Annotated in this window: 16 protein-coding genes and 1 pseudogene; 4 read left to right on the plus strand and 13 right to left on the minus strand. The window is 67.6% G+C overall.

Translation table 11 applies throughout. From position 1 onward, the window contains the following. Positions 1-75: 75 nt before the first annotated feature. Both KR541_RS28920 and sctC read right to left on the minus strand, forming a co-directional pair. Positions 76-1,284 carry a sensor histidine kinase gene (locus KR541_RS28920; protein WP_080334123.1) on the minus strand — a complete coding sequence of 403 codons (1,209 nt, stop codon included), beginning with the start codon at positions 1,282-1,284 and terminating at the stop codon, positions 76-78. A gap of 40 nt (positions 1,285-1,324) precedes the next feature. Next, positions 1,325-3,088: a type III secretion system outer membrane ring subunit SctC gene (gene sctC / locus KR541_RS28925; RefSeq protein ID WP_124554039.1), complete on the minus strand. Its 1,764-nt coding sequence runs from the start codon at positions 3,086-3,088 to the stop codon at positions 1,325-1,327. 103 nt (positions 3,089-3,191) lie between these two features. On the opposite strand from sctC, the gene KR541_RS28930 reads away from it, so the two are divergent. Further along, positions 3,192-4,298: a type IV pilus twitching motility protein PilT gene (locus KR541_RS28930; RefSeq protein ID WP_425542635.1), complete on the plus strand. Its 1,107-nt coding sequence runs from the start codon at positions 3,192-3,194 to the stop codon at positions 4,296-4,298. Between the two features lie 106 nt (positions 4,299-4,404). On the opposite strand, the gene pilV is transcribed toward KR541_RS28930, so the two are convergent. The 10 genes and pseudogenes from pilV to KR541_RS28980 form a co-directional block, all read right to left on the minus strand. Continuing rightward, complete coding sequence (gene pilV, locus KR541_RS28935) at positions 4,405-6,108, minus strand: shufflon system plasmid conjugative transfer pilus tip adhesin PilV (protein ID WP_216089963.1); 1,704 nt, start codon at positions 6,106-6,108, stop codon at positions 4,405-4,407. Continuing rightward, a complete protein-coding gene (pilM, locus tag KR541_RS28940) occupies positions 6,101-6,580 on the minus strand; it encodes a type IV pilus biogenesis protein PilM (protein ID WP_050011165.1) in 480 nt (159 codons plus the stop codon). The genes pilV and pilM overlap by 8 nt, the downstream gene beginning before the upstream one ends. 52 nt (positions 6,581-6,632) lie before the next feature. After that, the gene (locus tag KR541_RS28945) at positions 6,633-7,187 is read right to left on the minus strand and encodes a type 4 pilus major pilin (RefSeq protein WP_204384179.1); all 555 of its coding nucleotides are present in this window, start codon (positions 7,185-7,187) and stop codon (positions 6,633-6,635) included. 102 nt (positions 7,188-7,289) lie between these two features. Then, positions 7,290-8,366 (minus strand): type II secretion system F family protein, encoded by a 1,077-nt coding sequence (locus KR541_RS28950; protein WP_176015396.1) that lies wholly within the window; start codon positions 8,364-8,366, stop codon positions 7,290-7,292. Continuing rightward, complete coding sequence (locus KR541_RS28955) at positions 8,356-10,140, minus strand: GspE/PulE family protein (protein ID WP_216089964.1); 1,785 nt, start codon at positions 10,138-10,140, stop codon at positions 8,356-8,358. The genes KR541_RS28950 and KR541_RS28955 overlap by 11 nt, the downstream gene beginning before the upstream one ends. A gap of 4 nt (positions 10,141-10,144) precedes the next feature. Next, a complete protein-coding gene (gene pilP, locus KR541_RS28960; RefSeq protein WP_124554036.1) occupies positions 10,145-10,732 on the minus strand; it encodes a type IV pilus biogenesis protein PilP in 588 nt (195 codons plus the stop codon). Next, positions 10,722-12,038, minus strand: coding sequence for a type 4b pilus protein PilO2 (gene pilO2 / locus KR541_RS28965; RefSeq protein WP_050011170.1), 1,317 nt, complete (start codon positions 12,036-12,038; stop codon positions 10,722-10,724). The genes pilP and pilO2 overlap by 11 nt, the downstream gene beginning before the upstream one ends. 25 nt (positions 12,039-12,063) lie before the next feature. Then, positions 12,064-13,803, minus strand: coding sequence for a PilN family type IVB pilus formation outer membrane protein (pilN, locus tag KR541_RS28970; protein ID WP_176015400.1), 1,740 nt, complete (start codon positions 13,801-13,803; stop codon positions 12,064-12,066). Further along, positions 13,803-14,900 (minus strand): toxin co-regulated pilus biosynthesis Q family protein, encoded by a 1,098-nt coding sequence (locus KR541_RS28975; RefSeq protein WP_124630555.1) that lies wholly within the window; start codon positions 14,898-14,900, stop codon positions 13,803-13,805. The genes pilN and KR541_RS28975 overlap by 1 nt, the downstream gene beginning before the upstream one ends. 529 nt (positions 14,901-15,429) lie before the next feature. Beyond that, positions 15,430-15,748 (minus strand): annotated as a pseudogene (locus KR541_RS28980) (transposase); the annotation flags it as partial. 243 nt (positions 15,749-15,991) lie between these two features. Between KR541_RS28980 and KR541_RS28985 the strand changes: the two are divergent. Together KR541_RS28985 and KR541_RS28990 are read left to right on the plus strand one after the other, a co-directional pair. Continuing rightward, a complete protein-coding gene (locus KR541_RS28985; RefSeq protein WP_050011173.1) occupies positions 15,992-17,425 on the plus strand; it encodes a helix-turn-helix transcriptional regulator in 1,434 nt (477 codons plus the stop codon). A 182-nt stretch (positions 17,426-17,607) separates the two neighbouring features. Continuing rightward, positions 17,608-18,075 carry a lytic transglycosylase domain-containing protein gene (locus tag KR541_RS28990; protein WP_050011174.1) on the plus strand — a complete coding sequence of 156 codons (468 nt, stop codon included), beginning with the start codon at positions 17,608-17,610 and terminating at the stop codon, positions 18,073-18,075. Between the two features lie 206 nt (positions 18,076-18,281). Here the strand turns inward: KR541_RS28990 and KR541_RS28995 are convergent, their stop codons facing one another. Further along, positions 18,282-19,082, minus strand: a complete 801-nt coding sequence (locus tag KR541_RS28995; RefSeq protein ID WP_235356130.1) for a hypothetical protein — start codon at positions 19,080-19,082, stop codon at positions 18,282-18,284. A gap of 196 nt (positions 19,083-19,278) precedes the next feature. Here KR541_RS28995 and KR541_RS29000 point away from each other — a divergent pair, with 196 nt between their 5' ends. Beyond that, on the plus strand, positions 19,279-21,366 hold the full coding sequence (locus KR541_RS29000) for a hypothetical protein (RefSeq protein ID WP_252996692.1): 2,088 nt from the start codon (positions 19,279-19,281) through the stop codon (positions 21,364-21,366). Positions 21,367-21,514 lie beyond the last annotated feature (148 nt).

Raw genomic sequence — 21,514 nt, forward strand, 5'->3', positions numbered from 1 at the left:
TCTGACGGCCGCGCGGGAGCCGGCGGCCGGTCCGCGCAACGCGTGTCAAACGAATACGGGCCGCGCGCTGGCGCCTCACTCGCCGCGCGCCGCGCGCAACGCGCGGTCGGCATCGACGAGCGACGTCGCGTGCGGCTTCGCGGCGACGGGATTCAGGCACGGCAGACGCAGCACGAACACGGTACCGCCCTGTCCGTTGAGCTCGGCGTAAAGCGCGCCGCCGTGCATGCCGACGATCTGCACGGCGAGCTTGAGCCCGAGACCGAAGCCCGTTGCCGTCCGCTTGCCGAGCTTCTCGAAGTCGGTCAGCCGATCTCCCGCGACGAGACCCGGCAGCCCGCCCGCGCGATCGTCGACGACCACCTCGGCGAAACCGTCGGCCTGCCGGATCGACACCGTCACCGCCTCGCCGCGCGGCGACGCGCGAACGGCATTGTCGATGACGTTCTGGACCGCGCGCGCCACGAAGTTGCGCATGCCGCTCACCCAGAGCGGCGCGCTGTCGGGCAGCCACAAGTGTAGCGCGACGCCGCAATAGACGGCGGTGACCTCCAGCTGCGAGATGATCTGGCGCAGCGTCGCGCGCAGATCGAACCGTTTGAAGTCGCGCGCCTGCAAATGCTCGGTCACCGACGAGAAGATGAACTGCTCGCCGAGCGAGAGCACGTACTGCGCGAGCGCGGTGATCTGCTGCATGCCGCCGCAGCGCTCGAACGCGTCGGGGTCGCTCGCATCGAGCTGCGTGAGCGCGCTGATCGAATTGAGCGGCGAGCGCAGATCGTGCAGCAAAAAGCGCAGCGACATCGCTCGCTCGTCGAGCGAGCGAGCGAACGGCGTCACGTCCGTCACGGCGATGACGGATTCGCCCGCCCCCGCACCGGCGCACGCACCGGCGGGGCCCGCCTGAATCCAGAAGGTCGAATCGTCCACGCGTACCTCGCGGCCCGCTTCGAGATCGCGCAACCGCGGCACATCCGTCATCTCGAAGCGCTCGCTCAGCGCCACGCTGAAATCGACGCCCGCGGGCAGCGTCATCGCCAGCATCTCGAGCGCGCGCGCGTTCGCGTGGACGACCGCGCCCGCGCGATCGAGCACGATCACCCCGCACGGCAGCCCGCGCAGCGTGCCTCGCAGGCGGCGCGCGTCGTCGTCGGACAGGCGGCGATCGGCGGCGCCCTCGCCGCATGCGTCGGCGGGCAAGCCCGATTGGGCGGCCCGCGGCTCGGACTGCTTCCCGGGCTGCACGTCGGGCAGCGAATGCGGCTGAGTACGGGATTCGTTCACATGGCCTCCTGCATTACCCGGGGCGGGCGGTTGCGGTGCATCACGGCGAGATGACGCGCGGCGACAGCAGGAAGAGCCGCTCCATGTGGCTCTTCTGGCGGTTGTCGGTCCTGAAGAGCGCGCCGATCAACGGAATCTTCGAGAGCCCGGGCACCCCGGTCACGCCCATCGTCGCGCTGTCCGCGCGATAGCCGGCGATGAGCAGCGCCTGCCCCTCCTCGATGAACGCCTGCGTGTTGATCGTGCTGTTCTGGATCACCGGCAGGTTGCTGACCGTCTGATCGGTGAGCTGGCCGTCCTGAATCGCCACGTCGAGCTTGATGCGCGTGCGCCCGTCCTCCTCCACGACCATCGGCAGCACACGCAGCGAGATGCCGGTCGACACGCTGTAGAGATCGCCCGACGTGTATCCCGACACCGGCACGAAAAACTGCGTCTGGTTGTCCATCACGGCCTCGATGTTGTTGAGCGTGACGACCTTCGGGCTCGCGTCGATCTTGGCGGCCTTCGTCTGCTGCAGTGCCGAGATGCGCGCCATCAGATAGCGGCCGGCGTCGCCGAGCACGGCGGCCACCGATGCGCCCACGGGCGTCGCCGCCGCGAGCATGTTGCCCGCCAGCGCCGTCTGGCCGAAGTTCTGGGAGAGCGTGCCGTTGTAGGTGCTCTGTGCGAGCGTGCCGGTACCGGTCTGCACGTCGACGTGGCTGTTGTGCGCGGTCCAGTCGACGCCAAGCTGATGCAGCGCGTCGTCGTCGATCTCGATGATGTGCGCCTCGATCTCGATCAGTTGCGGTTTGACGTCGAGGCGATCGATCAGTTTGCCGTACTGATCCATCCGGTCGGCCGTATCGCGAATCACGACGGAGTTCGTGCGCTGGTCCGCGACGATGACGGGCAGTTGATCGTCGCTCGCCGGCGCCGTGCTCGTGTTCTGCGGCGGCGGCGGCTCGCCCACCGCCGCCGCCACGGCCGGCGACGGCTGCCCGGTGAGCCCGGCGAACATGCCCTTGCCGGCCGCGCCCGACGGCACCGGCGGCGGTACGTACGGGCCGTTGTACGCATTGCCGTTCACGTCGTTGATCGGCGTGGTGCGCTTCACGCCGCTCGCCGCGCGGCCGCCCTCGCCGCGTTTGTCGGCGGCCTTGGCCGCGCCCGGGTGGTAGATGCCGTTGAGCACGGCCACCACGCCCTGCAGCGTGACCTGCTGGCCGTCGATGGGCACCGTGCGGTCGTGCGCCCACGCATGATAGAGCGGAAAGACGCGTACCTGCGTGCCGCTTCGATGCGCCGCGTTGTTGTCGAGCCGCGAGGCCACGTTCGTCACCATCTGCACGTAGCGAGGCGGCCCGCTCACGAGCGCCGTGCCCTGCGCGCTGTCGTAGACGATCGGAAAGCGCTCGTCGGCGATGCGCAGGCGGTCGAGCGCATCGCGCAGCGCGCCCGTATCGGCCGAATCGAGCTTCACGAGCGTGCTCTGCAGTTCGGCGGCCGTCGTGATGTCGAGTACTTCGCCGTCGTAGTACCACACGAAGCCGAACGACGCCGCGAGCGTATCGAGAAAACGCCGCGGCGGCAGATGGAACTTGCCGCTCACGGTGCCGCTCACGTCGGCGGCGATGCGCGTGGGGACGCCCTGGCTCGCGCCGAAGTCGCGCAGCACGTCCTTGATGTCCTTGCCCTGCGCTTCGTAGTCGACGCTCGACGACTTCCAGCGCACGGCCGCCGCCTCGGCGACGGGGGCGGTCGCCCCGAATGCGAGCGCGGCGGCGAGGGCCACGGTGCCCAGTCGGCGAGCCCAGTTCATGACACGCCGCCCGCGATGAAGCGTACGCACCGCCACGCGGTGCTTCTCCGACACATCGACAAAGTTTTCATGTAAGTTCCGACTATCTTTCATAGGAAGGGCATTGACGATGAACGCTCCGAGTCACGAACGTCGCGACCTGACGCGCGAGATTCTCGAATTGATCGACCTGCGGCAGACTTTCACCGACATCCATATCGAGCAGGACCGGCCGATCATGATCAAGGCGCCGCGCGGGTGGCTCGCCGTCGGCGAGGAGCCCGTGCTCCACGACGAAATGCTGCCCACGCTGGCGTCGATCGAACCGGACTGGGAGGCGCAGCTTCAGCACGGCGCGATCGATCGCCCGTTCGTGCTCACGCGCTGCCGCCTTCGCTGCAACATCTACCGCACCAATGGCGGCCGCAAGCTCGTCATTTCGATCCGGCGCCTGCCGCTGCAGCCGCTCGCGCTCGACAAGCTGGGCCTGCCCGCCTACGTGCGCTCGATGATCGACAGCGCGAAGGGGCTGATCCTCGTGACGGGCCCGACCGGCTCGGGAAAGACGACGACGATCGCGTCGCTGCTCGAGCACATCAACCGCACGCGCAACAGCCACATCGTCACGATCGAGGAGCCGATCGAATACGAACTCGAGGGCCGCACGTCGATCGTCTCGCAGCGGCAAGTGCCCACCGACACGCCGAGCTTCTCGGCCGGCCTGCGCGAGGCGCTGCGGCAGAAACCCGACGTCATCATGGTCGGCGAGGTGCGCGACCCCGAGACCGCGGAGACGGCGCTGCAGGGCGGCGAATCGGGCCACCTCGTGCTCGCGACGATGCACACGGGCAGCGCGATCGGCACGCTCACGCGGCTGCTGTCGTTCTTTCCGGCCGAGCAGCGCGAGCGCTATGCGGCCGCGCTCGCGAACTGTCTCATCGGCGTGATCTGCCAATGCCTCGTGCCGACCGAGGATGGCGAGAACTTCGTGCTCGCGAGCGAACTGCTCTTCAACAACAATCAGCAGATCAGCGGCCTGCTGACCGATCCGGGCAAGCTGCCGTACCTTGCCGAGTTCATGAAGCGCAAGGAAGACAACATGTCGCGCATGCTCAACGATCACCTCTTCAGCCTCGTATCGAAGCAGCAATGCCTGCCACGCGACGTGCTGCGCGCGACCTACAACCGGCTCGAGCTGCACGAAATGCTGCAGACGCTCGCGCCGCACTGAGCCCGCGCGAAGGCGGTGCCGGCGCGATGGCGCCGCTTTCGCCGGTCGCGCCGTGCGTGGCCGTGCTGCGAAGGTGTGCGGTATGGACAGGCTCACGGTCGGGCGCTCAGTAGTAGGAGTTGATCGTCCAGCCCGCCGCGACGGGCGTGTTCCAGACCGTCTGGCCGGACTCCCCGCAAAAGCTGCTGATCCACGGCGTCGTGATACCGGCGTACGTCGCCCAGTTCGTCGTCACGATGATCGTGTAGGTGCCGGGCGTGCCCGCCTGGGACAGCGCGTTGTTGATCCCGCCCGAATCGTCCTGAAGCGTCGGCGTCTGGCTCTCCGTATGCCCGAGGTTGTGGTTGCCGCCGTCGGTGATGTCGATGCTCTGCGAGAGCTGCCCCCGGTTGCCGGTGGGGCCGTTGCACATGCCGTCGTTCAGGTGCGCCCAGGTGGACGCGACGATGATCCCCGGCTTGGTGAGGTTGACGGTCGTCCTGAACGTATACGAGTACGTACCGTTGCTGCCGTTGTACGAATAGGCGCCCGACTGGAAGTTCGTCGCCGGCTGGCCCGTGCAGGCCGAGTAATCGCCCGCGCCGTTCGGGTTGGCCATCACGAGCTGACAGCCCGTGAGCGACGACGCCGGCTCGATTTCGCTTTGCGTTTGCCACCTGCCGCCGCGGCACGACAGCACGCGTCCGTTCGCATCGGTGGAGACGAGCGTCGTGCTCGCCGACGCGGGGGCGATGGCCGAATTCTGCGGCGCGGGCGGGCATGGGTCGCCGACGTTGTGCGCGTTGCCGAGTGCGAGATTGCCCGCTTCGTCCACCGCCAGCGCCTGCCATGTGGCGCCGTTGTACGCATAGGCCCGATTCGTCGCGGTGGTGAGCCGCACGTCGCCCTGATGCGCGGCCACGCCCGCGAGCGCCGCTTCGTCGGCCACCGGCTCGCGCCAGTGATAGGCCGCCTGCGGCACCCAGAGGTTCTGCGTGCCGTCGCAATTCAGGACGTTGCCCGACGCGTCGGCCGCGATGGCGCCGGGCTGCGTGCAGGCGGCATAGTCGATCTGCCGCGCGAGCACGATCGGCACTTGCATCGTGTTCGCCTGCGGATTGCCCGGCACGGCCACGCGGTACAGATAGTCGACGTTCTGCGCCTGCGTGCCGTCGTAGAAAATGAGGCTCGCGAGATGGCCCGTGCCCGTTTTCTTGCCTGTGCACGATGTATTCGCCGGGTTCGGCGTATCGATTTTCCAGGTGCCGAAGGCGCCGGTGGCCGCGCCGTTCGCATTGTTCGTCGCCTGGATCGAACCGCCGCCCGGGCCGGCGTTCGCCGCGATGTAGCCGAGTTCGGGATCGGGAATGGTCCGGCCGCCCTCCGTGACGAGCAGCGCCTGCAACGCCACCGGGTTCGCGCCGCCCGGCGCCGCGTAGACGAGCAGGCACGGCGCCTGACCATAGGGGTTCGTGCCGCCCAACGCATTCGGAAGGTAGGTCGACAGCTGATACGTCGAGCCGGTCATTTTCGCGATCACCGGCGAGGTGGTCGTGGCCTGGGCCGCGAGCGCCGTGTAGTTTTGCCGAATGAGCCGCGTGGCGGCCGCCGTCAGCTGCGATTGATAAAGCGCGGCCTGCTGCGCGCGCGTATCGTCGAGCGACGAGTTCGTGAGCGTGACGAGGCCCGCCATCATCAATGCGGCGAGCGCAAGCACGGCCAGCATCTCCACCATCGTGAAGCCGGACATGCGGCGAGCCGGCCGCGCGCGGGGGCCGCGGCGCCGCATGCCGGTGCGGGCAAGGGTGCGGGTGCGGGTGCGCTCAGTCATACGCTTGCGCCATCCATACCGGCATGCCGTTCGGGATCGCGTTCGCCAGTGCGGCCGGCAGCGGCACCGCCGGGTTGCCCGGAGACACGAGGTTGGCGCCGAGCGCCACGCCGGCCAGCGCCGAGCCCTGCGCAATCTGCTCGATGCCGTCGACCGCCGCCGCGGCCGACGCGGATGCCGCATAGACCACGACCAGGCTGCCCGCATAGCCGGCATTGGGCTGGACGTAGTTCCGCCACATCGGATCGGGAACGGTCGCCCCGAGGGAGGGCGCGAGGCTGGCCGCCGGCACGCTGCCGGCGAACGACGGGTTGGCGCGCGCGAACGCCACCACGGCCTGCCGGTAGGCGCTCATGTTCGCCGCGAGCGCCATCGCCGACGGCGCGAGCGGTGCCGGCGCCGCCTCGGCGCCGAGCAGCGCGTAGGCACCGGTCAGCATCGCGAAGGCGGCGACGATCCAGATCAGGAACATGGCGGGCGGCTCGTGGCGTCAATCGGGGCGAAGGCCGGTACTCGGGCCGCGATCAGGCCGAGGTCCAGATGATGTTCTTCGCACCGCCGGCACAAGCCGCCTGAGCGGCGGCGGGCGTGACCGGCACGGTTTGCGCCGCACCGCCGATCGAGACGGCCGTCCAGGTTCCGCCAGCCGATGCTGCGTTGATGCAGACGTCCGTCGGCACGGAATCGAATTCGATCGTGAAGGTACCGCTGCCGGTGCCCGTCACGGTTACCGCGCCACCCCAGGCATCGGTGACGGTATTTGCCGCTGTGTCGATGACGAGCGTCGTCGGGATGATGCCGGCGGCAATGGCGACGGTCGTCGCCAGCCCGTTGTAGCCGTTGGTCTGCCCCATATACAGCTTCTTGACGCCGGTCTGGATGGCCGTCACCTGCTCGGCCGTCTGATTCGACGAAGCACTGCCGAATGCGCCGCGCAGCAGCGCAATGGCGCCGATGACGACGATGGCGGCGATCCCGAGATAGGCGATCGCTTCGAGCAGCGTGGCGCCACGCTGCATGCGCCGCGACCCGCGGCTACCCACCTTGGCGCGAATCGATGCGATGGTCTTGACATTCATGTTGCTCTCCTTGGTTTCCTCAATCGGCACTCGAGAAAGACGTGCCGCTCCTTTCGACACCCGTTCGTTTGCACTGCGCTTACACGTCATTACACGGCAGGCTCAATGCAGACTCCGGGCCAAAGCCGCAATTTCCTGCTGAATTCCGAAGAAGCCGCTGATCAGCCACGACAGCACGAGCGCGAGCACGACGATCGCCGCGCCGTTGACCACGCGCATCTGCGCCTCGATCGTCTCCACGCCGTCGGTCATCCATTCGTTGGCGATCGCGTGCAGCGCCTCGGCGAAGCCCTTGTATTCGGCATACACGCACAGATCGTCGACGATCTCCTCCGAAGGAAACCGGTAGCCGGCGTTCTTCATCGCCTCGCCGACGTTGAGCCCCGATTTCACGCCGAAGAGCATGTCGTCGATTCGCCGCCTGAGCCACGGCTTCGCATCGGTGGCGAGCCGCGCGAGCGAGCGTTCGACCGTGAAGCCCGCCGCCTGCAGCGACGAAAACGCGACGAGAAAACCGCAGCCCGTGATGAGTCGATAGATCGAGTAAGGCGGGTAGCGGTCGAGCCAGATCCGCACGTTGCCGGACCAGCGCGGCATCGAGTAAAAGAGCGCCGCGACGAGGATCGCGAGCACCACGAGGCAGTAGATCATGCCGCCCTGCACGAACCGGGACAGCTCGTAGAGCGACTTCGCCACGCCGTGCCAGTGCTCCGGGTTCACGATCGACGCGAAGCGCGGAATCACGAGCTGGCCGAAGAGGTACACGTACCCGATCGTCATCGCCACGATCACGCACGGGTAGGTCAACCCGCCGACGATGGCCGTGCGGATCCGGCGGCTGTACTGCACGACGTTGCACACGTTCAGCAGCGCGGCCTCGAGGCGCCCCGACTGCTCGCCGGCCATGACGATCATCTGCTCGGTATGCGGCACCCACCACGCCATTGCCTCGGCCAGCATGCCGCCGTTTTGCACGACGCTGCGCCAGTCCGCGAGCGTCAATGCCAGCGGCTCGTTCGGCTTGCGGCCCTCGTGCGACGCACGCAACTCGAGCTCCTCGAGAATCTTGAGCAACGGCAAACCGTTCGCGAGCATTTTCGCGATCTTGCGATAGAGCCGCAGGCGCGCCTGCGTCGTGAGTTGCAGGCGCGCCCAGCGCCGGTTGAGCTCAAGTGCCATAGCCGCTTCCGAGCGGCTGCGGCCGCCCCCCGCTGCCCGGCATGAACGGGCCGACCACGCGCTCCGCCATGCGCGGATCGACGAGGCCCGCCGCCACTTTTTCGAGCGCGTGCTGCGCGACCGTCTGCCCCGCGAGCTCGCCGAGCCAGTACGCGTTCGCATCGGGCTTGCGCCCGGCGCGCAGCAATTCGCAAAACGTCGCGTCGGTGCGCACGACCTCGGCCACCACGGTCCGGCCGACCGTGCCGTTCTTGCAATGCGGGCAACCGGGCCCGGCCACGCGCACCGCGTCGAACCGCGCGCCGACGGCCCGCTTCACGCGCGCGACGAGCCCCATGTCGAGCTGCGCCATCGACTCGGCCAGCGGGCGCGAGCAGTGCGGACACAGCAGCTTGACGAGCCGCTGGCTGATGAGTCCAGTGACGAGCGATTCGTCCGTCACCATCGCGATCGGCAAGCCGAGATCGACGAGACGGTCCACGATCGCGAGCGCGCCGTTCGCGTGCACCGTCGTCCAGACCTGATGGCCCGTCATCGCGGCGCGCAACGCGCTTTGCGCCGATGCGCGGTCGCGCACCTCGCCGATCATGATCGTATCGGGATCGAGCCGCATCGCATTCGCGATCGCGGCGGCGAACGCGAGCGAGCGCGCCTCTTCCGTCGGCGCGTTGACGACGGGCGTCTGCACCGCGCCCTCGATCGGGTACTCCACCGGATCTTCCACGGTGATGACGTGGATCGAGCCGGCCATCTCGCGCAATTGCTTCGTCAGCACGCGCTGCAACGTCGTGGATTTGCCCGAGCCGGTCGGGCCGCTGATGATGTTCATGCCGTGCGGCTGCTGCGCGAGCAGCTCGAACGCGTTCGCCTGCGCCACCGTGAAGCCGAGCTCGGTCAGGGCCGTCGCCTCGCCTGCATCGTTGTAGAGCAGCCGCAGCACCATGACACTGCCGACGCTCGTGGGCGCCGTCGCGATCCGCACGCCGAAAAGCCGGTCCGGCAGCTTGTCCCGATCGCCGATGGCCGCGTCCTGGCGCTCGTTCGGCTTGTAGGTGTTGTCCGATACGCTCGACATCGCCGCATAAAGCGTGGCGAGCAGCCGCTCGCCGTACTCGCGCGTCTGCTCCGACATGCGCACGAGTTCGTTGTGGATGCGAAACAGAATCTCCGTGCTGAAGCGGTTCACACGGATATGGATATCCGACGCACGCGCATCGCACGCCCGCGCGATCAGGTTCTTCGCGACGACCTGCATCTGCGTGTGATCGATGCGCTCGGCGCTGCCGTCGCGGCGCGGGCCCTGATAGCTGCGCCTGATCGCATCGAGCGCCACGAGCCGCGTCGTATAGCGGCAATTGAGCCGTTCGAGCCTCGCGCAGTACGACAGCACGAACGGATTCATTTCGTGCCCTTCGGCCACGAGCAGCGTGCCGTCGTCGAGCAGGCAGAGAAACTTGCGCTCCTCGTCGCTCGCGGCGAACTCGCCGCTGTCGGAAAGCGGGCGCGCCACGGCGGCGAGCGGCAGCGCCTGCCCCGGCGGCTGGCTTTGCGACGCCGTTTGCGCGGGCTGCACCGAAGCGGCGGCGGCAGCGGCCACGGCGCTCAGCACCGGCTCGCGCGACCGCGCAACGGGCGCGAGCGCCGGCGCGGCCGGGGCCGCGGGCTGAACCTGCGTCACGGGCGGATCGGTTTCGATCGGCTTCACGGCGCGCGAGAGAATCAGCGGCGTCACGCTTTTGGGCGTCTTGCCCGGCGGTGTCGGAGACGAACTCATCGCGTCACCTCGCAGACATCGGCAAAGCAGGCAGCGTCGGCACCGGCGGCACGCCGGGCGAGCCTGTCGACGCCACGTTGCGCGCGGGCTGCTGCCGCGCGCTCGCGGAGACGGTCAGCGTCGTGCGCCGTCCGTCTTGCGATGCGAGGACGATCGCACCCGGGCGAATGGCCGCCACGCGCATGCCGTTGGGCAGCGTATCGCCGGGCCCGACGTCGAACTCCGCGCCGTCGCTCGTCGCCACCGTTGCGCCGAGCTTCTTGCCGAGCCCTTGTGTCGCCACGAGCGACACGTCCGAATACGACGAGACGGTACTGCCCATCCGGTGCAGCGCTTCCTGCCGCTCCGCCACCTGCGCCTGCGCGTCGAGCTTTTTCAGCTGGGCCTTGAGGATCATCGTTTCCTCCTGTAGCCGCATCAGTTCGTTGGCTGCCTGCACGGCGGCCGGCGTCGGAACGACGTTCATGCGCGGCGCCGCTTCAGCGGGCGCGGCGGCCGTGGCAGCTGCGGCGCCGGCCTCGCCGAACGCGGCCAACGGCCACGCCCAGCAGCAGGCGAGCACCAGTACAGTCAATGCAGCGTCATTTCTCATAGAGCACTCCGTCGAGCGTCCACTGCCCGGATTTGTATGAAAGCGTCTCGACGCGCACACCCGGCTCGTCGAGGTACCTGATGAGGCTGTCGGGCCGCACGTCGTCCAGTTGCGCCGACATGCGCCAGGTCTGCCAGCGCGGCGCCGGGGGCGGCTCGCCGCCCGGGTGCAGGCGGTCCAGCGTTTGCGAAGCGAGGCTGCGCTGCGGCGCGCTTGCCGGCTGCAGCGTGAACGTCAGGCCGATGCCCAGCAACTGGAAGGCGGAAAGCATGCGCAAGCGCACGCCGCGCACGCCCTCGAGCACTTCGTCTCCCCCCACGGGCAATGCCAGCGGCTCCACGTAGCTCGCATGCTCGCCGTTGCCGTCGATCGTCGCGCGCGGCTCCGCCGCCATCAACATCGCCACGTTCGATCCACCCCGCGACCAGCTGTAGCTGACGTTCGACGCGCGGCAAACGTAGTCGTCGAGTTCCCAGCCGCCCGGCGCGAGGTGCGTGAAGTGATCGAGGCACGCGCGAACGAACGCATCGGGCCGTGGCTCGCTGGCCCACGGGTGCGGCGCTTCGGGGGGGGCCGCGGGCTTGGGCGGATGCAGCGCGAGCTCCGCGCGCATCCGCTCGAACGCCTGCTGCCGCTCGAGTTCCATGCGGTGGCGCCGGTACGCGACGATGCCGGCCGCCACCGCGGCTGCCACCACGATCGCAGCGGCGGCGATCAGCACCTCGCGCCGCGGTGCGCGCCGCGAGACACGCGACAGATTGAGCCAGCGCGGCAAATGCGGCTTGCCGCCCCGCCGCGGGATCATGTCCTCGATGCGCCGCGCGTAGAAGTTGTGGAACCCCTGCACTTCCAGCTGCGGATCGCCGATGACGACGTTCCAGCCACCGAGGCTGTAATCGCCGTGCAGCCGCTCGAACACTTCCTCGCTGGAACCGATCCAGTCGCCGTTCGGCAGGAACGCGCCGTCGCGCACGGCGAAGTAGGCCCAGCGCCCGTCGGGCAGATGAAACGCGCCGAGCCAGTTGGGCGCCGGCTGCTGGCGTCCGTCGTAGAACGCGCCTTCGGCCGCGATCGTCTTCGACACGAGCGCGCCGAGCGACGGCAAGCCCAGTTGCGCGCCCTCGCGCGTGCTCGCGAAACCCGCGCCCGCGAACGTGCGGTCGATACGCAGCACCATCGCATCGAAATTCAGGCGCGCGGCGAGTTCCACGGCCTCCGCGCGCAGCGCGTGCCGGCGCGAGAGCGATTGCCAGAAAAGGCCGCATATGAAACGCTGGCGGCCGATCTGGATGACTTGCGTCGCCATGACGGTTCCTGTGCCCGAGCGCGCGTCAAGCGCCGTTGATCGCGATCGGCGACAGCAGGATGACGATCACCTCGCGCGTGCCGGAGGCGTTGAATCCGCCCATCGCGTAGTTCGACGGATGGCCGACGCCTTGCCGGTTATCCAGATCGGTGATGCCCTCGTAGCCGCTGATGACGAGCGTCTGCCCCGACTTCACCGCGATGCGCTGCAGGAAGTTGCGCGTATCGACGGTCGGCAACTGGATCTGCTGGTTCGCCGGGCCGAACGGGGCAAGGTTCACGAGCGACGAAATGTTGCTGTAGAACTGCATCATGATCGTGCCGTCGTCGAGGATGTGCGGCAGCACCGTGAGGTTGAAGCCGGTCGTGATCGTGCCCGGCGTGAGCGACGTCTGGCTGCCGACGTTGACGGTGTTGGTCGTCGAGATCTGCGCGAGATAGCCTTGCTGCTCGGCCACCTGCACCGGAACGGGCTGATCGTTGAGCGTCGTGATCGACGCCGAGGTCTTGCGGTGCACCGTGCCCTGGGTCGAAAGCGCATCGATGATGGCCGTCGTGCTCGAGGCGCGGCTCGACGGTGTGATCACCGTGGCCGAGAGCTCGCTCGGGTTCTGGATCATGCTCGTGAACGCGGTGGTGATACCGAACTGCGTGCCGAGCGCCTGATAGACCGCGTGCCAGTTGATGCCGTAGCTGTCCTGCGCGGAAAGCGTGACCGAGAGCACCGTCACGTTGACGAGCACCTGCCGCGCGAGCACGCGGTTTTGCTGCTCCATGAACTCGCCCACGCGCTCGAGCACGTCGGGCGTATCGGTGACCGAGATCGAGCCCGTGGCGGGCGAGGTGATGACCGAGCCTACCGGGGAGAGCATCGCCTTGATCGCCGTCTGCAAGCCGTTGTACACCGAAAGCTGCGCGTTCATCGTGATATTCGCGGTGTTGTCCGACGACACGGAGGGCGAACCGGACGTCCCGCCACCGCCACCGCCTCCGCCGCCGATGCCCGCGCCGCCGGCGCCCGATCCGCCCGCCCCCGCGCTGTTGCTCGACGCGCCGCCGCTGTTGCTCGCCCCGCTCACGACGTTCGTATCCAGCTTCGAGTCGCCCGGAATGGCGACGACCTGATAGACGCGCGTGGCTGTGTAGAAGAAGACGATCGCGCCGTCCTCGTACTTCCAGTAGACGCCGAAGCGAGCCGATGCCGTGTCGAGCAGCCCGCGCAGCGTGCCGCCGGAATACGCGATGCGCACGGGCGAGGATACGCTCGGCACGCGCGCAACCACCGTCGCGGCGCTCGTGCTCGGTGCAGGCCCCTGCAGCAGGCCGGGGGGCAGCGGCGGCACGCCGGGATAGGCGCCGGCGCCACCCGTATCGACCGCGGTCTGCGTCGCGCGCGCGGCCGCTTCGCTCGTGCCCGGCGCAACCTTGGCCGGCAGGTGCGCGAGGCGCGAAATGCGATCGGCGAACATGCGCAGCGAATCGACCGTGCCGTCGAAGCTCGCCGGCTCGTCGAAGAGCTTCGGCAGCGTCGATTTCGTCGCGAGCTTGATCGTCTTGCCCGAAAGCCAGAGTTCGTCCTTGACGATGACGTCGTCACTGCCCGGCACCGCGCGGTTGTCGCCGTTCGAGAGCTTGCCGAGCAATTGCCCCGCACGCGCGGTATCGACCTGCGAGCTGCGCTCGATCTTGTCCAGGAGACCGGTGCACCCCGCGAGCAGCGACAGGCATGCGGCAAGGATAACGAAAGGACGACGGAGGACGCTCATCAACTTGCTCCTTTGGGAACGACGCGCATGACGCGGTTGCGCTGGTACAAGACCACCTGGATCGGCACCTGCGAGCCGGCGAGCGCATTGGTCACCTGACGCAGCGCTTCGGCGAGCGTGCCGTGTATCGTGGCCGTCGCGTCGACCTGAAAATCGGTCGGCACGTCCCAAATGAATTGCCAGCCGGCTTCGCTCGCCCAGCGCGCGAGCGCGTTGCGCACGGAGCCGTCCGACAGGCGCATCTGCCACTCCGTGCGCTCGGGCGGCGCCGCGGGTGCGAACGCCGGCGTGGCGGTGGGCGCCGACGACGGCGCCGGCGAGCCCGGGCCGGACGCCCATTGCGTAGCGGCGAGCAGCGGGGGCTCAATGGCGTCACGCTTTGCCGGCGTGGGTACCTGCGCTCGCGGCGGTGCTGAAACACGTGCCGGTGCCGATGCCGGCATGGCCGGCCCGGCTGCCGGTGCGGGCGACATCACCAGAGCGGGTGCGGGTGCGGGTGCGGGTGCGGGTGCCGGCACGAGCGGGACCGCCAATGCTGCCGCGTGTGTGCGAGCCGATACCGGTGTTGCGGGCATCGACGTCGAAACGCGCGCCTGCGCCACGGTCTGCGCCTGTCCAATGGCAGGCCCCGCCGCGGGAGCCATCGCCGCCGCGCCCGTGGGCAAGGTGGAAGACGCATTCGTGGCGGCACCGTTCATGCGCGACGCCGCGCCGGCCGCCGCCGGGAAAGGCTGCGGCGCGTCAACGTTTGCGCGCCGCGCGTGCGCAGTCACCGAGAGCAAGCGCATATCCGTATCGATGCGCGCCTGCAGCGCGGGATCGACCGACAGCACCTCGCCGAGCGCGTGCACGACCGACGAGCCGGCGCGCCAGCTCACGGGCGCGTCGGCCCATGCGCCCGCGTTCGGCACATTGATGCTGTAACTCGTCGGCATGATCTGTTCGAGCGCGCGCAGCAACGGAACGTCATGGCCGCCCGTGCGCACGACGCCGCCCAGGCGCTGCCCGCCGTCGACGATGACTTGCTGATCGGAAGCGTGCGCGACCGTGCAGGCGAACCAGACGCCGCCCAGCAGCGCCCGAATTGCCGGCGGCATCGCCGCTATCCAGACATTCGCCCTCGCCCGGCTCCACCTCTTGTCGCTCACGCACCTCGGATGCGCCGGAAGCTCTATTTTTTTTGTTGCCACGTTCTTTTCAATCTGCTTGAACCATGCCAATAGCCGCCCTAAAAGCAGTACCGAAAGGCGTCAGGAATTCGAAAGAAATTGTGTAAGAAAACAGTAACGACGCGTAAGGATATCACTACAGATCAATGGGTGTTTACGGCAAAGCACACCGCGCCTTTAAGTAAAAAAATACTCTCGGAAAATCGTTCTTTCTCGGCCGGCATGGATGATACAGGCACTGGCGCGAACGCGTCGTCCTCGCGGCACAATCCCCGCCCAGCAAGGCGCTGCGGCCGCTTCCACGTATTTTTTGGACGTTTTGACGCGAATCACGGAATGGCCGCCCGTGGAAATATGCCAGATACAATGATGTGCTATGGCGCCGTTCGCGGGCGAGTCGCCAATTGGGTGCCGTGCGCGAGGTATCCGGAATTCCGCGTGTGACGCGGATTGAGATTCAAACTCCAATGTTTAATCGTTCTGGATAAACAAGCGCGAACCGATTCATGGCGCGCTTCCAATCGTGCCGGGAACCGGTTCACCTGGTCAGGACGTTGCGCAGCGCCATCCAGATCCGTTCGAGCGCTGCCTCATCCGCCGGGAAGCGGTCTCGACCGTCGTTTCCGGGAAGCCCTTCAGGCCGTCGACCACCGCGATCAGGATGTCCTGCACGCCGCGCAGTTTCACGTCGTCGACCGCGCGCAGCCAGAACGCGCGCCTTCGGCCTGCCGGATCCATAGACCGAACACGTCCCGCGTGCCATCGCCGTGCACCGCGCCAACTACCGCACCGCGGCAACAAACGTAACAAATCACCAAACAATCGCGACGCAGGCCTGCCGCTCGTGCGTGAAAGTCCGCCGCGGCGCCGCCCTCTCCGGCCACCGCCGATGCCGAACCGAAGGTAACAAACCATCACAAACACGCGCTTAAATCGGCCCGCGATGAAAACATGCGCTCACGGCTTCACGAATCGTTTCACGCCGCTTAACGCATCGCTCATCGAGTCAGGAGCACGACATGTTCTCAACGATCTACTTCGCCGCCGCCTCGGCCCTCGCTTTCGACGACACCCCTGCGGACGTCGCCTCGAAAATGCTCCAGGGCCAGTTTCTCGACGCTGTCCGCCACGCCGCACGCCACGCCGATACCGACACGGCGCAAGCCCAGCCCGGCTACGCACAGCTGCAAGTCTGCGCCGACCTCGAGCTGATGCTCGGCCGCCATGAAGAAGCGGAGGAAACGTATCGCCGCGCGCAAAAAGCCATTCGCGCCCATCGCGACGATCTGCGTATCGCGTCGTGCCGCAATACCGGCTGGCAAGCGTTGTTCCGCAACCAGTTCAACGTCGCGCTCAGTTGCTTCAAGCGCGTCGGCGAGGAAAAGGCGGCCACGCCACGCCAACGTCTCGACAGCCTCGTCGGTGCGACACTCGTTTCGTTTCATCTGGGCTTGATCCAGGCGGCGTGCCATCGCCTCGGCGAACTGGCCGCGCTGGCGGCAACGCATGACGATCGTCGCTGGCGCTACCTCGTGGAGGCGTTGCGGCGGGACCTCTTCGCGCAGCACGAACTGCACGGCGCCGAGCGACTCGCCGACCACATCTACTGGCGCTCGGCCATCGCGGAGTTCGAGCCGGGCGAGGCGCCGGTACCCGGCACGCAGCCCGCCGGGACCGTGCTGCCGCTGTTGGCCGAACGACTCTCGCACCTGAACCGGCTCGTGTCGCTGGCCGACGGCCGGACGAGCGCGGGCGAAACGCTCAAGCAATACGTGAGCTGGAGCCGCCAGGCCGGCCTCAACGATTATCACCGCAGCCTGTGCCTCGAAATCACGCTGGCCGCGATCGCCGGCCACGCGACGCCGTTGGCCGAAGCGATGCTCGATGCGTCCGGCGCGGCGAATTCGCAAGGCAGCCAGCATGCGCGCTGGTACCTCGACTACCTCTACTGCCGCGCGAAGATCATGCAGCAGCAGATGCGCACGCAGGAATTCGCGCAGTTCTACGGCCGCTACGCGCTCGCCTCGATTCAGCACGTGCGCGCGGACAGCATGTCGATGCCCGCCGCGGCCGATCACATGCAGGCATCGCGCGCGGCACAGCGCTCCGACGACGTGAGCGCCCGCCTGCCGGCGAAATACCGCCGCGCCTATCGCTACCTGATGGACAACCTCGACCAAAAGGATCTTTCGGTGCGCGAAGTGGCGTCGCATGTGGGCGTGACCGAGCGCGCGATGCAGGCCGCGTTCAAGAACCACCTCGGGCTGTCGCCGAGCGAGCTGATCCGGCGCCAGCGGATGGAGCGCATTCGCGACGATCTGCTCGACGACGGCGCACCGGCCACGCGCGTGCTCGACGTCGCGAACAAGTGGGGCGTGCGCCATCGTTCGACGCTGGTCAACGGCTACCGGCGCGTGTTCCAGGAAGCGCCCTCGGAGACGATGGGCCGCTGAGGGCAGCGGTGTGCGGCGCCAAAGCGCCTGCACTCCCGATCGGTAACACGGCCGGCCCGCGGCTTTTTTTCCGCCAACGCCGTCCGACGAAACGCACACGCGTGGGTCGGACGGCGTTTTCATTCGCATGTCGGTGCGAAGCGATTCCCGCACCGCTGCTCTTACCGGATACCGGATGATCCATGATGCGACTATTCATACCCAGGCCGGCGCTCGTGCTGGCGCTTGCCGTTCTGTCCGCGCGGCCCGCCGAAGTGCGCGCGCAGACCCTCGACTGCTTTGCGGCGGCCGCGGCCTATCAACATGTGAGCCCCGTCGTGCTGCGCGCGATCGCGTGGCAGGAATCGCATGGCAACGCGAACGCGCGCCATCGCAACCGGAACGGTTCGACCGATTACGGCATGATGCAGATCAACTCGATTCACCTTCCGCTGCTGTCGCGCTACGGCGTCTCGGCGGACGACCTCATGAACCCCTGCTCGAGCGTCTACGTGGCCGCGTGGCACCTGCACAAGATGATGGTCAAGTACGGGAACACCTGGGCGGCGATCGGTGCGTACCATTCGGAGACACCTGCCGAGCGCGATCGCTACGCGCGTTCGGTGGAACGCATCGTCGAGCGCATGAAGCTGGCGGATGACGGGCAGTAGGATGAGCAGGAGCAGCCGGGAGACCCGGCTGCCCGCGAACGTCATCAACAGGGAAAGCGACGTTGCATGAGGAAGTCGTCCCGTATGGCGAGCGCCAAGGCAAGCGCGAAGCGCGGGGACGAAGCAGGAACGAGGCAGGCAGGACGCGTGGACGAACCGCGGCGTTCGCGAGCCGCGCGCGACAACGCCGCGGCCCGCCGTCGCCGTTACTGCCCCTTCGCGGCGTTCGAAATGTTGCTGGCGCCCTTGTTACCCACCGACGCCAGTGCCGACGTGAGCTCCTGCGACTGCTGGTTGACCGCGGCCGCCATCGTGTTCGCGTTGTTGAGCCGCGTCATCTCGTTTTGCTGCTTCATGAAGTCGTTTTGCATCGCAGCCATTTGCGTCACGGGGTCCCCTGCGCCGAGGGCCGATGGACGCACGATGTCACCCGCCGCATGCATTGCGGTGGACGCGATGCCCGGCGGCATGAACTGACTTCCGGCATGAAGCGCCGAACTCAGCACCTGTGCACCGACGTTCCCCGCGCGCCCCGGCAGGCTGGCGAAGTTGCGCGGCGGCGCAGGCGGAGGCGGCGGCGCGCCGTCGGCCCCCTTGAAGCTGGACAGCCCGTCCAGTTGGCCTTTGCTGCGCGCGGGCGATTGCTTTTGTGCGCCGTCGGCCGCACCGTTCTTCGTCCCATTCTCGAACTTCGCGACAGTGGACTGGACGAGCCCCGGCCGAATTCCTAAGTTGTTCATGGCGAACTCCTTGAGTGACATGACGATTTCCGTCGCCTGCAACATCGCTCGATGTCGGCGCGGCACGGTCCCCGCATCCCACTCACGCGGAGCGATATCGAGGAATGCAAGCGCAAGCTTATGCTCGACGGCATTGCGCAGCGCACGCGACGCGACGCGGCGAGCGAAATTGCGAAGCACGCATGCGACACATGCGATGAAGTGCGCAAAGAGATCCGCGGTCGTCGCACCGGCGCCGGCATCGACGTGCGTGTTTTTGCACGCCACTTCGGAATCGGCAGGCTGCCACCGTCATGTCGTTTTACCTTTCCAACACGAGAACCCACGTTCGCAAAGCGCGAAGACGGAATCGACGGGCGAACGCACGTCGACCGCCTGGACGCGATGAGGCAGCGCGCAAGTCCATCGAGGCCTTTGTCGCGAGGCGACGTCGAACGATCGAAATCAACCGAAAGGAAACGTCATGACGATCAGCAACAGCACGCAAGTACGGTCATCATCGCTCGACCTCCCGCGCAACGACACGCAGCCCGCGCCTGCCCCGCGCCAACGAAGCGCATCGATGACCGGCCCGCGCCCCTCCGGCGGCGCATTGCTCGGCGCGCTGAGCAATGCGCCGGCCTTTCCGGCGCACACCGGCACCGATGCACCGGCGCCGGCGGGCCCGCTTTCGACGACATCGCAACCGGCCGGGACGGCGCAGCCCCCTTCGCCGGCGCTACCGGCACCGTTGCCGGTCAGGCGCAAATCGCTGCCTCCGCGCGCGTCATCGTCGTCAGGCGCCGCGATCGGTCGCGAAGGTGGCGGCTCACGGTCGCTGCCCGGTTCGGGCAAGCTGAGCGCTCAACGTGCAGCCCTGGGAGACGAGACGGTGCCGGTGCTCGACTTGTCGGGGGGCGGGCAGTCGAGCGAAGAATTGCCCGTACACGACGAACCGCAGCCACACACGCCTGCATCGGAGCACGACAGTGCGGCGCCCGGTCAACATCAGGAGCTGGTGGAAACGAAAGCTGCCGGCAAGCAACCGGCCACGTCCCGCTCGAGCAGCCCGCTGCCGCTCGACAAGGGGGCGAACCCGGCGTTGCTCCACCGCGCCGCATCGAACGCTTCCTCATCCGCTCCGTCCAGCCCCGTCTTCGATCAACATAAACCCGAGGGACACGACACGACGCCCCGAAGCCCGCTCTCCCCGAATCCGGCCAGCTTCGCGGCGCCTCACCGCGTCGCGCACGACATCGACATTCAGGATGCCGAAATCCGGCCCGAAGCGACCGTTCCGAGCTCGTCGTCCCGGATAGCACTGGAAACCCGCACGCTGGCCGCCGGGACATCGGTGGCCGAGGATATCTCGGCGGTCGCGGAACCCGAAGACACACGTCCGGCATCGGCCGCCGCGATCAGCGACCACCTGTCGGCCGCGCTGTCCCGGCCGGGACAAATCCGGTCGTTCATCTCGAACGTCGGCGACATGCTGACTCGGAACCCCTACGGCGCCGCGCAACCGCTCAAAGGGTGGACGGCCAACCTCGTCAACGCGTTCAGTCATGAATTCGTCGCAACCGGCGGCGCCACGCTGTTCCGGGAGTTGTGCTCGATGGCGACCGAAGCCGTCCTCGACAAGACCGGCGCCGGGCCCGAAACACGCGGCGTCATCACGGCCTCGCTGTTCACGGCGGCGGCGATGGGCAATCTGGTCGCGATGTTGCACAAGTATCACACCGGCACCGCGGACACGAAAACCTACGCGGGCCACGGTGCGCAGCTCATCGCGCTGATCACGACGGTGGGCCTCGCCGCCCATGCCGGCAAGAACGACGAAGGCAACGGGCATCTTGGGCAGCTCGCCGGCATGCTGCCTAGCGCGATCAAATCGTACGCATACCTGGCGCGCGACGTGATCAACGTGTTCCGCCCGCTCGAAGGCAATCACGACGCCGGCTACGAGCACCCCGTCAGAGGTCAGGCGCTCAACGGCGTTCCGTATTTCGGAAACCAGCTCGCCGTGAACACCGCGCAGGCCAGCTCGCAATGGTCGGCCACGTCCTACGTCGACAGCCTCATTCACCACACGAAGACCAACGCAGCGATCAAAGGCCTGTTCGGCTATTCGGCAGCGAATGCCGCCGGCGAGGGGCTGGATGCGATCGGGGGACGCGTGGCCTCGGAAATCTCGACGCACGGCTTCACGGGCAAGGCGCTCGATGAACTGAAGTCGCTGCGCCTGAGCTGGGGCAAGATCGACACCTCCGAAACCAGCACGGCCAGGCAGCTCGGGGACAAGGCGGCCGGCGCGGGAATCGCGCGTCTCAGCCTGTTCCTCTCCCTTTATGCGGCCACCGCCGTGGTCAATCACGCCGTGGGGGGGAGAAGCGATTGGTCCGCCGGCGATAAGAACTTCACGGAGAACGCGTTGGGTGCACTGCTCATCATCGCGGGATGCCTGCCGTTTGCCGCGAGCACGTCGAGCCCGTCGAACCGGTCGAACGAGCGGCGAACGGTCGACGCCGACAACGCGATGGAACTCGGCGTGATGCATCGCACGACCGCCTGAACACACGGGCCGCGCCGAGCTAGCGAAACGACGAAGGTTCGTGCAGGTGGCCGCATCGGTGGCGCGGCGGCTCGCCTGCCGCAAGCCGCTTGCATCGGCATCGCGGCCGCCACCCGGTTCGGCGGTTCGGCAATCCGGCGACGGCTTC

Origin of the sequence: Burkholderia sola, assembly GCF_905400185.1 — a bacterium.
In the GTDB taxonomy this organism is placed as follows: Bacteria; Pseudomonadota; Gammaproteobacteria; order Burkholderiales; family Burkholderiaceae; genus Burkholderia; species Burkholderia sola.

Excerpts from the sequence above, each read along its gene's own strand:
- KR541_RS28985 (WP_050011173.1), top strand. The coding sequence starts at position 15,992 with ATGTTCTCAACGATCTACTTCGCCGCCGCCTCGGCCCTCGCTTTCGAC.
- pilM (WP_050011165.1), bottom strand. The coding sequence starts at position 6,580 with ATGTTCCTGATCTGGATCGTCGCCGCCTTCGCGATGCTGACCGGTGCC.
- pilN (WP_176015400.1), bottom strand. The coding sequence starts at position 13,803 with ATGAGCGTCCTCCGTCGTCCTTTCGTTATCCTTGCCGCATGCCTGTCG.
- KR541_RS28955 (WP_216089964.1), bottom strand. The coding sequence starts at position 10,140 with ATGAGTTCGTCTCCGACACCGCCGGGCAAGACGCCCAAAAGCGTGACG.
- KR541_RS28990 (WP_050011174.1), top strand. The coding sequence starts at position 17,608 with ATGATGCGACTATTCATACCCAGGCCGGCGCTCGTGCTGGCGCTTGCC.
- pilP (WP_124554036.1), bottom strand. The coding sequence starts at position 10,732 with ATGAGAAATGACGCTGCATTGACTGTACTGGTGCTCGCCTGCTGCTGG.
- KR541_RS28945 (WP_204384179.1), bottom strand. The coding sequence starts at position 7,187 with ATGAATGTCAAGACCATCGCATCGATTCGCGCCAAGGTGGGTAGCCGC.
- KR541_RS29000 (WP_252996692.1), top strand. The coding sequence starts at position 19,279 with ATGACGATCAGCAACAGCACGCAAGTACGGTCATCATCGCTCGACCTC.
- sctC (WP_124554039.1), bottom strand. The coding sequence starts at position 3,088 with ATGAACTGGGCTCGCCGACTGGGCACCGTGGCCCTCGCCGCCGCGCTC.
- pilV (WP_216089963.1), bottom strand. The coding sequence starts at position 6,108 with ATGACTGAGCGCACCCGCACCCGCACCCTTGCCCGCACCGGCATGCGG.
- KR541_RS28950 (WP_176015396.1), bottom strand. The coding sequence starts at position 8,366 with ATGGCACTTGAGCTCAACCGGCGCTGGGCGCGCCTGCAACTCACGACG.
- pilO2 (WP_050011170.1), bottom strand. The coding sequence starts at position 12,038 with ATGGCGACGCAAGTCATCCAGATCGGCCGCCAGCGTTTCATATGCGGC.
- KR541_RS28975 (WP_124630555.1), bottom strand. The coding sequence starts at position 14,900 with ATGCCGCCGGCAATTCGGGCGCTGCTGGGCGGCGTCTGGTTCGCCTGC.